The 13,667-nt window shown below is 37.6% G+C and carries 7 protein-coding genes; 3 read left to right on the top strand and 4 right to left on the bottom strand.

The annotated features are described in order from the left end of the window. Positions 1-4 precede the first annotated feature (4 nt). Complete coding sequence (locus tag ASG31_RS01500) at positions 5-682, top strand: RluA family pseudouridine synthase (protein WP_056027105.1); 678 nt, start codon at positions 5-7, stop codon at positions 680-682. A gap of 110 nt (positions 683-792) precedes the next feature. After that, entirely contained in the window at positions 793-2,847 is a 2,055-nt protein-coding gene (locus ASG31_RS01495) for a T9SS type A sorting domain-containing protein (protein WP_082504398.1), read from the top strand. 215 nt (positions 2,848-3,062) lie between these two features. Here the strand turns inward: ASG31_RS01495 and ASG31_RS01490 are convergent, their stop codons facing one another. Continuing rightward, positions 3,063-5,204 carry an outer membrane beta-barrel family protein gene (locus tag ASG31_RS01490; protein ID WP_056027100.1) on the bottom strand — a complete coding sequence of 714 codons (2,142 nt, stop codon included), beginning with the start codon at positions 5,202-5,204 and terminating at the stop codon, positions 3,063-3,065. A 258-nt stretch (positions 5,205-5,462) separates the two neighbouring features. On the opposite strand from ASG31_RS01490, the gene ASG31_RS01485 reads away from it, so the two are divergent. Then, positions 5,463-6,848 (top strand): mercuric reductase, encoded by a 1,386-nt coding sequence (locus ASG31_RS01485; RefSeq protein ID WP_056027097.1) that lies wholly within the window; start codon positions 5,463-5,465, stop codon positions 6,846-6,848. Between the two features lie 176 nt (positions 6,849-7,024). On the opposite strand, the gene ASG31_RS01480 is transcribed toward ASG31_RS01485, so the two are convergent. From ASG31_RS01480 to ASG31_RS01470, 3 genes are all read right to left on the bottom strand, one after another. After that, positions 7,025-7,891, bottom strand: coding sequence for an Abi family protein (locus tag ASG31_RS01480; RefSeq protein ID WP_056027095.1), 867 nt, complete (start codon positions 7,889-7,891; stop codon positions 7,025-7,027). 32 nt (positions 7,892-7,923) lie between these two features. Then, positions 7,924-11,106: an Eco57I restriction-modification methylase domain-containing protein gene (locus ASG31_RS01475; RefSeq protein WP_056027092.1), complete on the bottom strand. Its 3,183-nt coding sequence runs from the start codon at positions 11,104-11,106 to the stop codon at positions 7,924-7,926. Between the two features lie 106 nt (positions 11,107-11,212). Further along, a complete protein-coding gene (locus ASG31_RS01470; protein WP_056028025.1) occupies positions 11,213-13,480 on the bottom strand; it encodes an aconitate hydratase in 2,268 nt (755 codons plus the stop codon). Between the last annotated feature and the right edge of the window lie 187 nt (positions 13,481-13,667).

Below are 13,667 nucleotides of genomic sequence, written 5' to 3'. Positions count from 1 at the left end.
TTTTATGGAAGAGCAGATTGTGTACGAAGACAACCATATTTTGGTCATCAATAAAAAAGTAGGGCAGCTTGTACAGGGAGATAAAACCGGCGACTTGTCTTTGCTGGAATTAATTAAAGATTTTATAAAAAAAAGAGATAATAAACCCGGAAATGTTTTTCTGGGTTTGGTGCACCGTATCGACAGGCCAACATCAGGTTTGGTGATTTATGCCAAAACGTCAAAAGCTTTGTCCAGGCTTACTCAAATGGTTAAGAACCGCGAGGTTGAAAAAACGTATTGGGCGGTTGTGGCTAAAGAAATGATCCCACAAAGTCAAAAATTAGTTCATTATTTAAAGAAAAATGAGAAGAATAATAAGGCAAGCGTTTTTACTAAAGTAACGGAAGGTGCGAAAGAGGCGATTCTGACTTATACAGTGATTAAAACTTTAGACAATTACCTTCTTTTGGAAATTGACCTTGAAACGGGAAGACATCATCAAATCCGTGCGCAGTTATCTAAAACCGGAGTTCCCATCAAGGGTGATCTGAAATATGGAGCACCACGTTCTAATCCCGATGGTGGAATAAATCTTCATGCCAGAAAGCTTCATTTTATTCATCCTGTAACAAAAGACTCTGTAGAAATTATTGCACCTGTTCCTCAGAATGATGTGATTTGGCGGGCTTGTGAAGAGTAAATTGCGTGTTCTACGCTATTAAATCGTTAAATTTTTGCAGTTTTTAATTATAAAATTGTTATCATTTAATAAATTTTATTATATTAGTGAAAATTTAAATACCACATGATATGATAAAATTATTTTCTTTTTCCAGGTACAAATTAAGTTCTTTAATCGCTGTTTTGTCACTTCTGTTATTAATGTTTACTCACAGGATTTCCGGGCAGGTGAGTAGTTATAGTTTTGCACAGTCTTCCGGTTCGTTTACACCAATTTCAGGGACTGTTTTAGGTTCCGCAACAGCAAATACTACTACAGCAAATCTTAACAGTAATGTATTTCCACTCATGCTACCATTTTCGTTTAGCTTTAATGGGATTTCTTACAATGATTTAAATGTTTCTACTAATGGTTTTATTACATTTGGCACAACTGCGCCGTCCAGTACAAATACCACACCAATCAGCAACACAGCAAATTATGATGGGGCAATTTCCGTTTGGGGAAGAGATATCAGTAGTTTTTTTGATATCAACACAAAATCTGGGGATATTTCTTGGGCTGTCATAGGTAGTGCACCTAGTAGGGAATTGGTTATACAATGGAACAATTTCAGACCCAACTCTTCTACTGTCCTAACGACTGTTTATTCATTTTCTTTTCAAATAAGATTACGGGAAACTTCTAATATCATTAAAATGATTTATGACGGAGGAGCTTATTTGGTAGGAAACACCTCAATATCCGGAACGACGCAGGTAGGTCTTAGAGGATCAACTGCCGCCGATTTTAATAGCCGGCTAAATTCTACAGCAACCGAATATATAAACTCATCTACTGGCGTAGCAAATAATAGTTCTCAGGCCTTCAATACCATTACGGCAATACCAGGAATGCCTGTTTCGGGATTAATATACACCTATACGCCTCCAACTTGTTGGGTTCCGCAATCTTTAACCGGATTAACCACGACTACAAATTCAGCAGATGTCAGCTGGGTGGCTCCAATAATAACGCCTTTAGGTTATGATATCTACTATAGTACATCCAACACTCCCCCAACTTCAGCAACGACACCGAGTATAGTGAATGTTTCCGGAACTTCTACTACTTTAAATTCATTAGCTGTGTCTACTGTATATTATGTTTGGATTCGTTCAAACTGTGGCAGCGGAGATACAAGTGTGTGGTCTTCTCAGCCGACAATGGTTGTTACATCTTGTCAGCCGACTACCATCACTTCCAGCACCGGGGCAACAGTGTGTGCTGGGGCAACAGCAACACTTTCTGCAAGTGCACAAGATGCATCAGCAATCTTAAATTGGTACGATGCAGCCACCGCAGGTTCTAACGTGGGAACTGGTTCAAGCTTTACGACACCAGCCCTCACGACAACCACAAATTACTGGGTATCTGCATCAATCGTTAGCTCTGATATGTACATTGGTAAAGATACTCCTGTTTCTGCCAGCGGCAATTCTGCTTTCACAAATTACGGTTTGGTCTTTGACGCTTATTCACCTATGGTTATAAAAGAAGTCGATGTTTATCCTATGGGAACAGGAACAACTGGTACTGTTACAATTAATTTAAAAAATTCAAGCGGAACTATTTTAGATTCCAAAACTGTAAATGTGAACGTTACTACTGCTGGGATTTTAAATACCGTGTTGCTTAATTTTACTGTACCTGTAGCGGGAGCTAACTACAGACTGGTAGTTGATGCAGCTACTGGAGTTAATAATTTACGAAGAGAAATCACCACCGGATTTGCTTATCCTTATGTTTTACCTGGGGTTTGCAGTATTACAGCAGCTAGTTTTGGAGCAAATCCAAGCCAAAGTTATTACTATTACTTATATAACTGGAAAGTTGCTGGTATTTGTGAATCTCCAAGAACAATGGTTACAGCCTCAATTGATGCAGGATGTCTTTCAACATCCGAAACTGATTCTAAAAATACATTAAAAGTTTACCCTAATCCTTTTTCAGACATGATTTACCTGTCAGATGCTTCAAAGGTGAAAAACGTGAAGGTTTCTGATGTTTCAGGGAAAGTTTTGCGTACTATTTCAAAACCAGAAGCTGAACTCAGATTATCAGAACTGCCTTCAGGAATGTATATTTTAGTTCTCGAAATGAATGATGGTACAGTACAGACCATTAAGACGATTAAAAAGTAATTTGAATATTATAATTTCATAAAAAGCCGGGGAAATCTTCTCCGGTTTTTTTTATGTCTGAAAATCAATGCTGCGACTTATTCTAAACAAAAAACCGGCTCCTGTATAAGATCCGGTTTTATAAATTTATTGAGCACTGTTATCTGGAAAAAAACGCACGCATTATTCATCATTCATCATTCATAACTCATTACCCATTACCCATTACTCATAAACTATTGTCCCTGCTGCAGAATTCCACCATTGCTTTCGCTTTGGTTGGTAGATTTAATCATATTCGGATCTTCTTTTGCCAGCTTGTTTTTGGTTGGGATTTTATAATTTACAGAAATTCCGAAGCTGCGGCTGTCAAATTTATTGGAAGTGAAAACCGTGCCGCCAACTGAACGTGCCAGGATTACACTTTTATTCTGGTTAAAAATATCACGGGCATAAAGTGAAAGATTCAGCCTGTCGCTCATAAATTTCTTTGAAACTGTGATGTCAAAAGCATTATTCAGTGGTTTGTCAATTTCGAAATAGTAGAAATTTCCTCCTGGAGTTAAAATATTGTAGTTGGCCTGAAGTCTGATGTCTTTAGGAAGAATAAACTGTCCCATAATGCTGTACACCCAAAAACCTTTGGTTTTAATATCCGGCAATTCCTGAAGTTGGTATCCTGCATAAAGATAAAGCAAATTCATTTTATCAGGATTTACATTAAACTTCATCAGCTCACTGAAAGGCGTATTAAACAGCATAAACGGAATCGGCAAACCGAAATTAAAATTATGCGTTCTCAACCTGTTCACCTGCACCTGTTCATTGCTGATGAGGTTATTGTTTCTCGTGATTCTCTGCACAATCTGATCTTTCACCCAACTTGTGTTGTAGCTGATAAATGCATAATCAAAAGCGCTGATTTTAAATTCTGCATTGTCATAAATCGTAGGCTGAAGATTTGGGTTACCGCTTGATGTTACAACGCTTGTTCCCAAAGTGGTGTTGTTCGGGTTTAAAACAGAAATACTTGGTAAGGTGATTTTTTTGTTGTAATTCAAATTGGCAAAAAGCTGCTTCATCAAATTGTACTGAATACTCGCATTTGGAAACACTTTAAATTTTTTAAACGGAATCAAATCTTTCTGAACTAAAGTTACCGTGTTGTCTAAAGCTCTCGTAATTCCGGTAATATCGTAGTTTTCTGCTCTTGCTCCGGCAATGAAATCAAACTTTTTCAATGTTGCCTGAAATTCCAAATATCCGGCAAGTGTCTGTCTTGAGTAATCAAGATTTACGGTACTTCTGTTCAAAGCCTGAAAATCCTGCTGATCGTAAAGTGCACCAAAGCTCATTTTTCCTTCATCCAAAATCTTCAATGGTTGGGAATAATCTACTTTAAAATTATAAAGATTAAATTTTGATGAGTTTTCAAGATCGAAAAACGATAAATTGGCAGCGTTTTTTTGACTGAATTCAGAATCGCTGTCGTTGAAAGTAAATTTGAAATCAAGTTTCTTGTTTTTATCATCAAATTTTTTCTGATATGTTGCCGAAACTTCCTGTCTAAGACCTTCAGAGTTGCTCAGGTAATCTGTTGTGCTTCCGCCGTTCAGGAAAATATCTGTTGTAATATCAGAATTATTGTTGTTGTGGCTCACGTCATAGTTTACCAGTAACCTGTCTTTCCCAAGCTCAAAAGTAAATGCGGAATTTACATAATATGTTCTTCCCACAGAACTGGAGTGGTTCTTTGTTAAAAGATCAAACTGCGAGTCCGAAAGGCTTTCACGGTAGTACTGCCCCAGATTCACCTGCCATCCAAACCATTTGTTTCTCGAATTTAGTGAAATAGAATTATTGAATCTGCTTCTGTATTTGTCGTAGTTTGAAAAACGGTAACCACCATTGTAGACGGCAGTGAGATAATTTTTCGCAGATTTGCTGGTGATAATATTCATAATTGCACCTCCCGAAGTTGCCGGAAATTCTGCGCCAGGCTGAGTAATCACTTCGATTCTGTCTACCGAATTGGCGGGCATTCCTTCAAGAAAAGCAGTAAGTTCGTTGCTTGAAATATTCAGGGGCCTGCCATCCATATAAACTTCGAGTGGCTTTCCCTGATACATCATTCCCACCATTTCAGAGGCTACCAGACCGGGAAGCTTTTTCACGCCTTCCATTACAGAGCCATTGTTGAGGTGCGCCTGTTCAGAAAAATCAAAAATCGTACGGTCGGCTTTCTGCTCGATTGCTTTTTTTGTTTTGGTGATGGTTACGCCATCAATTTGCTTTTCTTTGGGGGCTTCAGTTGGTTTTTCCTGTGCGAGTGCAAAAATACTTCCTAAAATAGAGAGGGTAACAAGCGTTTTTTTCATGGATGGTTTTCTAATACTGGGTTAGACGCAGATTTTTGGCAATTGTTACAGGATATTTGTTTTAGAAAAGAAAATTTGAGTAGTCATCTAAAATTGATTGTTTAAATTTTAATGAGTGATGTTAAACGATAATTTCTTGTTTTGAATAAAATTTTTTACGGCACTTATTATCAATATCTACTCAAAATTTTATCAACATATTAATAAAGGAATAAAAATTGAAACCGATAAATAAACTTCCACCCTTAAAATTTTAAAATGATAAAAAGAGACGCCATCATCATCGGTTCCGGACAGGCAGGTAATCCACTTGCTTTAAAATTATCCGGTGCCGGCTGGGAAACAGTGCTTATCGAAAAATCTGAAGATATGCTGGGCGGCGTCTGCGTAAACGTCGGTTGTACGCCAAGTAAAACACTGATAGCTTCGGCTAAAGTTATGCACAAGATAAAAACTGCCGGAAAACACGGGATTTCAGCTCCGGAGGTGTCGGTAGATTTTGAAATTACTCAGAAAAGGAAAAATAAAATTGTAGAAGATTCGAGAAAAGGGGTGAAGAAAAACTTAGGTGAAGCCGAAAACCTTGAGTTGATAATTGGAACAGCATCATTCAGTGGCGAAAAAACAATTTCTGTTCAAAAAGAAAACGGGGAAACTCTTGAATTTACAGCACCTTACATTTTTATCAACGCCGGATGCAGACCTGCAAGTCTAAAAATCGACGGACTTGATGACGTAAAATGGTACAATTCAACAGGAATACTCGAACTGACCGAGATTCCCGAAAAGTTAATCGTGATTGGAAGCGGCTACATCGGATTGGAATTAGGCCAAATGTACAGCCGATTCGGAAGTGAAGTAACAATTGTGGAAAAAGCCGGTCAGATTATGTCTAATGAGGATGCGGATATTGCGAACGATATCCAGAAAATATTAGAAGAAGAAGGACTGAAATTCCATCTGAATGCCGATATTGAAAAAGTGGATGAGAAGGATAATAGAATTACCTTATATTTTACCAAAGGAAAGAAACACCATCAGATCGAAGGTACACATCTTTTAATTGTCACCGGAAGAAAATCTAACGCTGACAGTCTGCATCTGGAAAAGGCAGGGATCAAAACCGACGATAAAGAATACATTAAGGTAAATTCTAAGCTGGAAACCAATGTTGGCGGTGTCTACGCGTTAGGAGACATCAAGGGCGGTCCGCAGTTTACGCATATCGCCTACAACGATTATGTGATCGTAAGCGATAATATTTTGAATGATAAAAATGTTTCCACAAAAGACCGGATTATTCCCTACACAGTTTTTACAGATCCACAGGTGGGCAGAGTAGGCCTGTCTGAAAAGGAAGCCAAAGATAAAAAACTAAATTTTTCGGTTGTAAAAATAGCCGGAAAACGAATCACGCGTGGTCTGGAATCTGCGGAAACTCAAGGTTTGTGGAAGGCGCTTGTAGATAAAGATTCAGGTTTAATTTTAGGTGCTGCAATTATCGGAACTGAAGGCGGAGAAATAGCCTCCATCATTCAAATGGCGATGAAAGGAAAGATTCCTGCCAAAGATGTAGCAACATTTATTTTCTCGCATCCCACGTACTCGGAATCTCTGAATACTTTATTCGACGAACTGGAATAGAGATTTTGTAATCTATAAAATCAAAAAAATTTCAGGATTAAATTTCAGAAGACTTTTGTAAAGCTAAAAAAATCCCGGAGCATAAATGTCCGGGACTAAAATTCTTATTTTATAGTGCTCAGTCATAGCAGATTGTATGATAGGGCACTTTCTTTTGCAAATATATAACAATTTTGTTACATATCAAATTTAATTTTATTTGCTATAATTCTATCTACCAGATTTTTTGTTTTACCTTTCTTAAATAATTCTTTGAGATTATTCTCCAGCTCGGTGGATCTGTTAATTGAAATTTTACTTAAAATAAAAAGAATTAACCTTATGGAAGCGTTAAGATTTGTAGTATTAGCTGTCTGAATTCTATATTTTAGATTGGGAATTCTTCTGATACCAATGGGCTGATTAAAATCGAAAAGGATGCCATTATGAGAACAGATATTTCTAATATTTATAATAGCAATTAGATAATTATTAAGCAGTTCAACATCTCTGAAACCATAAACTCCAGCAATTTTTTTCTTTAACTCTACATTTTTTAAATTGGAATAGAATTTAAAGACTTGGCCAAAAGTAAAAAATTCAAAAACCTTCCAGGCTGGAGCAAAAGAATCTCCTGGATATTTTTGATGATGTTTTATCAGAGTATTGTTATTTGTCCTTAAAATGTAGTATATATTATTTAGTTCCTTTAAGATATCATTGTTTACAATTTTTGGATCGGCATACCACGCATTATTTCCGCTGTAAAAATTGGATACATAATAGACAAGCTGTGTTCTGAAGTGAACCTCAATTCTGTAAATGTACCTCAGCAGCATCATTTTAATGTCGAAATCAAAATAATACAGTGATACAATGTCGTCAATGCAGATATCTTCTTCGAAATTATGTTCTGTATCTTGAAAATAGTAGAAATAAAATCCTAATCTGTAATATCCTACATCTAATAGAAGTTCTTTTGTTTTTGCGTAATCATGTATAATTAATCCTCTTTCTTCTAAAATTTTAATTTGAGAATCGATATCTGTTGCAGTACTACCCATTTTTAATTGTGTTTCAGTAAAATTACAAAATATTACGCATTCTCCACAATCCCAATCTCCTCCTCCGTCAAACCATACAACGCATACACCATTTGATCAATCTCGGCATCGGTTTTTGTGATTTCAGATTGCAGGGCGATTGCTTTTTGCTGTTCTGCGATGAAATAATCTTCCCAATCTGCTTTTTGGGAAAGAGAAAGTTCTGCCTTTAGTTTTTTAAGTTCTGTAAGAAAATCTGAAAACGGAAATTTGTACCAACTTTCCAGCTTTTTGCTGAGCTTTTCAATAGAAAATTCTCGCTTCACATTTCTCTGGAATTTCCCATTGACTTCCTGCAATTCTTTGTTGAGGGATAGCATTTGGTCGGCTTTTTCTTCAAATTTTTTGTAAGTAGGGGGGATTTCTGTTAAAGGAAATGGTTCCAAATATTTTGTTTTGAATCTGAAATATCCTCCTCTAAGTTCAGAACTGGTATTTTTCAAATAAAACCAACACAGTTTAGAATTTAAAACAGCTAAAAAGTATTTGTACAAAGCGTCATAGTTTTCTTTAAGAATAAGTGCATACGACGTATCATTATGAAAGTAATCTCCATTAAAATCTAAATACATACTGCTGCCATAGCATACATCTGGCGTCAAAATCTTTTTATTTTTTTGGTTTTGGATATTTCTAAAATTCCATAATGAATACCAGTTTGGATAAATCATCGATTTACTTCCTCTCTCTACTAAACGAGTCCTAATTTGTTGAAAGTAACTGTAGCAATTTGGGTAGTTATTGCTTAAATTCTCTTCGCTTATCAGTTTCGTTATTCCATTTTCTAATTCATAAGGATAAATGATTGATAAATGTGAGTCTTTAAAAAAATATTTGTTGATATCTTTACCGTTTGCAAGTGGTCGTACTAAATTATTTTCAATTAGAATTCTCTCTTCAAGGATTTTGTTGTAACCCTCAATAAAGTTACCAATAATTCTACATTCATAAAGATAAAATGCATTATTGTCGCCAGAAACAATGCCTTGATAAACACCTTTAAAAAAATCAGTTATTTTCAAACGATTAATATTTAACTTTGATAAGACTATTTCTGAATCGTTATTATTAAAATTCCATTTGTCAGTATCTAAAAAAATATAATCTTTATCCGAAAAAATTAATCGATCAATAATTGATTTGGGACTATTGTTTACAAATTTTACTACATCATTTACTGTAGTTAGGGTTAGAATGCAAGTGTAAGTTGAAGCGTCGGCAAAAACAATTTCAGATCCAAAATGAACGATAGAATTTAAAGCTCTGTTCTCATATAAAAACTTCCTAATTCCTTTCCCAAAATCACTTGTTAAAAAATTATGAGGTAGAATAAATGAAACTATTCCAAATGTGTTTATTAAAGAAAAAGATTTTTCTATGAAAAGTACGTAAATATCAAATCTTCCTACAGCCGATTGATAAATTTTTTCATAATAAAAAGATAGTGTTTCGTAATTTTCTCTTAGTCCTTGAACTCGTAAATACGGCGGATTCCCAATCACCACATCAAAACCACCTTTCGCAAAAACCTGCGGGAATTCCTGTTGCCAGTTAAAAGCTTTGTCACCTGCAATTTCGGGATCGTCGATGAGGGAGTTTCCGCATTTGATGTTGCTGTTGAGGTCGTTCAGTTTACGGTAAGGCTGGGCAGTACGCAGCCATAGCGAGAGTTTGGCAATTTCTACAGATTCTTCGTTGAGGTCTACGCCAAAAAGATTGTTTTCCAGAATGCTGTTTTCAATATTCGGGAAGACAAAACCGCCACCTAGGAGTTTGGTTTCCAGCTCGTCGAGGTATTTGTGTTCCGCCATCAGAAAATTCAGGGCTTCATTCAGAAAAGCGCCGCTACCACACGCCGGATCGATGATGGTAATTTGCAGAAGCCAGTCTCTGTAGGTTTTCAGTTTCAGCAAAAGTGCTTCTTTGGTTTTCAGCTGACGTTTTCTGTCTGTGAAATACTCTTCATCCACAATTTTTATTTCGGCTTTCTTTTCTGTGCAGAGTTTGCCAACGGTGTTTTCTACAATGTATTTGGTAATGTATTTCGGGGTGTAAAATACGCCGTCTTTCTTGCGTTTGGTTTTAGATTTATCAATGACTTCACCGGCAAGCTGGGCTTTTATTTCGTCAATTTCGTTTAAAGAATTTTCGAAAATATGACCTAAAATATTCACGTCAACCTCACTTTCAAAGTCGTATTCTGCCAGTTTTTTAGTGTGCGTGTACAGCAGCTGGTCGTCTATCTGTATGGTATCCAGGATTTCATCGGGTTTAAATAATCCGCCGTTGTAGGCAAATACATCAAACTGTTTTCCTTTGAAACCGGTATTGAGGTACATAAAATATTTCCTGAATCTGTCGTAGAGCGGAACATACTCGTCAAGATCGCGCAGTTTATCCCACTGCTCCAGAATCATACGCACCGAGTTGGGCGGAAGCAAACCGCTGTCTTCGCCAAAGAAGAGGAAGAGAAAACGGTCAAGCAGTTTCTGGGATTTTTTAAAGAGTTCAAGCTGGTCAATTTCAGGATTCAGCACCAGAAGATTCTGAAAAAGCTCGCGTTTAAAAAGTGAATAGTCTTTGTACAGTTTTTTGGTGATAACGTCTTCTTGGCTTAGAGATTCGTCTTTTATTTTACCGGGAATGTCTGCCGCAATATTCTGATAGGCAAGACAAAGATACAGCACTTCAAAATCTTCTTCTATAAGCTCAAAAAGATTAAATTCTAAATGTTCAATCGCATTATCAATATAAAATCTGAGTTTTTCAAAATTGGAAGTGATGACGTATTTGCAGTCTTTCTGATTGTTTTTGTACCCGAAAGCCTGGTCTTCAATTTTGGCGAGGTCTGTGGTGTTGGTACCTTTGAGCTCAATAATGCCGGCAGTTTTTCCGCTGATGACGATGGCGCCGTCTGCTTTTTTGCTGTCTTTGATGTTTTTGTATTCGGTGGTGAGGTTAAAATCCGGGGTTGGATTTTTGGTGTAGCCTAAAACTTTCACAAAAAGGTCTATCAGAAATTCACCCTGATACTGTTCTTCTTTAGAACTTCTGATGTTCTCCTGAATCACAGGGTTGTGAAAATGCGCATGGAAGATTTCCCATTGCTGCTGCAGTTCTCTGGCGTTTTGAGTCTTTAAATACTTGTTGATTATCGTTTTCTGGAAAAGTGGCATATCATCTGTCTATGCTGTAAAGATAAATATTTTTAAGAGAAAATTCCGCCCGAAAAATATCGGACGGAATAGGTAGCTAATTTTATTTTTTTATGAAACTAAAACCTTAGTTCTCCTGCTGCTTAATCAAATTCAAAGCAGAACCTGCCTTAAACCAGTCAATCTGCTGGTCATTGTAGGTGTGATTTGCCATAACGGTATCTTTAGTTCCATCGGTATGAAAAAATTCTAAAGTCAGCTGTTTTCCCGGAGCAAACTGGTCTAAATCTAAGAAGTTCACCACGTCATCTTCCAGAATTTTATCATAGTCTGCTTCATTGGCGAACGTTAAGCCCAGCATCCCCTGTTTTTTCAGGTTGGTTTCGTGAATTCTGGCAAACGATTTTACCAAGACCGCTTTTACACCCAGATGTCTGGGCTCCATCGCAGCGTGCTCTCTTGAAGAACCTTCACCATAGTTCTGATCTCCCACTACAATCGAAGGAATTCCGGCTGCTTTGTACGCTCTCTGCACCGCAGGAACCTCGCCATAAGCGCCATCTAACTGATTTTTAACTCTGTTGGTTTCCATGTTGTAAGCGTTTACGGCTCCTATCAACATGTTGTTTGAGATATTATCCAAATGACCTCTGTATTTTAACCACGGTCCTGCCATAGAAATGTGATCCGTGGTACATTTTCCGAAAGCTTTAATTAAAACTCTCGCTCCGGTAATATTTTTACCATCCCAGGCGGGGAATTCTTCCAGTAACTGAAGTCTGTCTGAAGTAGGGCTTACATTAACCTGAACGCTGGAACCATCTTCTGAAGGTGCCTGGTAACCGTTATCATCCACAGCAAAACCTTTTGATGGTAATTCTGAGCCGCTTGGTTCGTTTAATTTTATCTGCTCACCAGCTTCGTTTGTTAAAGTATCGGTAATCGGGTTAAAATCCAATCTACCAGAAATTGCCACAGCTGCAACCATTTCCGGAGACGCTACAAAAGCGTGTGTATTTGGGTTTCCGTCTGCTCTTTTCGCAAAGTTTCTGTTGAAAGAGTGGATGATTGAGTTTTTCTCACCTTTTTCAGAGCCTTCTCTGTCCCATTGCCCGATACACGGTCCGCAGGCATTGGTGAAAATTCTTGTATTTTCAAATTTTCTGAATGAATTTAAAAATCCGTCCCTTTCCGCAGTAAATTTCACCTGCTCAGAACCTGGATTGATTCCTAAGATAGCTTTAGGTTTTACGCCTTTAGCCACGGCATCTTCCACAATTGAAGCTGCTCTTGATAAATCTTCGTAAGACGAGTTGGTACATGAGCCGATTAATGCCCATTCCACTTCAAGTGGCCATCCGTTGGCTTCAGCTTTAGCTTTAAATTCAGAAACTGGTGTAGCTAAATCTGGTGTGAACGGTCCGTTGAGGTGCGGCGTTAATTCAGATAAATTAATCTCAATAACCTGATCAAAATACTGTTCAGGATTTGCATACACTTCTGCATCACCCGTTAAATGTTCTGCAATTGCGTCTGCTGCATCCACAACATCCTGTCTTCCTGTGGAAGCAAGATATCTTCTCATCGAATCATCGTATCCGAAGGTGGAAGTTGTGGCCCCAATTTCAGCTCCCATGTTGCAGATTGTCCCTTTTCCGGTTGCGGAAAGAGACTCAGCGCCTTCGCCAAAATATTCAACGATGCAGCCCGTTCCACCTTTTACGGTAAGAATACCGGCAACTTTTAGAATTACATCTTTTGCGGAAGTCCAGCCAGACATTTTTCCGGTTAATTTTACACCGATTAATTTTGGCATTTTCAATTCCCAGGCCATTCCGGCCATAACGTCAACGGCATCAGCGCCACCAACACCGATGGCCACCATTCCTAATCCTCCTGCGTTTACCGTGTGAGAATCGGTTCCAATCATCATTCCTCCTGGGAATGCGTAGTTTTCCAGAACAACCTGATGGATAATTCCGGCTCCCGGTTTCCAGAAACCAATTCCGTATTTGTCGCAAACCGAACTTAGAAAATTGAAAACTTCTGAGTTTTTATTGATTCCTTCCTGCAAATCTGCTTCAGCACCTACTCTCGCCTGAATCAGGTGATCGGCGTGAGCAGTTGACGGAACAGCAACTTTAGCTTTTCCTGCCTGCATAAACTGTAAAAGAGCCATCTGAGCCGTGGCATCCTGCATTGCCACTCTGTCCGGAGCGAAATCTACGTAGGAGTTTCCTCTCTCATGTTCTTTTGTTGCGTTTCCTTCCCATAGGTGGGTGTAAAGAATTTTTTCTGACAGTGTCAACGGTTTTCCTGTAATTTCTCTTGCTGCTGCAATACGTTCAGGATAGCGTTCGTACACTTTTTTAATCATGTCGATGTCGAAAGTCATATCTGTTTTAATTTTTTCTGTTGGTGAATTTTCTGTTTTAATTAAAAACCTTTTATCAATCTGAATACAGTATTTTGATCTGAACAAGAATCTTTAAGTCTGATATCTGTTTAAAAATAATTAAATAAATGAGTTTAAACATATCGTTTACTCATCATCATTAATTTTAAAACAATTTTTTTTAACT

This window comes from Chryseobacterium sp. Leaf404 (assembly GCF_001424145.1).
Lineage (GTDB): Bacteria > Bacteroidota > Bacteroidia > Flavobacteriales > Weeksellaceae > Chryseobacterium.
Note: the sequence above shows the minus strand (reverse complement) of the source record. Positions and strands in the feature narration are given on the sequence as shown.

Excerpts from the sequence above, each read along its gene's own strand:
- ASG31_RS01500 (WP_056027105.1), top strand. The coding sequence starts at position 5 with ATGGAAGAGCAGATTGTGTACGAAGACAACCATATTTTGGTCATCAAT.
- ASG31_RS01495 (WP_082504398.1), top strand. The coding sequence starts at position 793 with ATGATAAAATTATTTTCTTTTTCCAGGTACAAATTAAGTTCTTTAATC.
- ASG31_RS01490 (WP_056027100.1), bottom strand. The coding sequence starts at position 5,204 with ATGAAAAAAACGCTTGTTACCCTCTCTATTTTAGGAAGTATTTTTGCA.
- ASG31_RS01485 (WP_056027097.1), top strand. The coding sequence starts at position 5,463 with ATGATAAAAAGAGACGCCATCATCATCGGTTCCGGACAGGCAGGTAAT.
- ASG31_RS01480 (WP_056027095.1), bottom strand. The coding sequence starts at position 7,891 with ATGGGTAGTACTGCAACAGATATCGATTCTCAAATTAAAATTTTAGAA.
- ASG31_RS01475 (WP_056027092.1), bottom strand. The coding sequence starts at position 11,106 with ATGCCACTTTTCCAGAAAACGATAATCAACAAGTATTTAAAGACTCAA.
- ASG31_RS01470 (WP_056028025.1), bottom strand. The coding sequence starts at position 13,480 with ATGACTTTCGACATCGACATGATTAAAAAAGTGTACGAACGCTATCCT.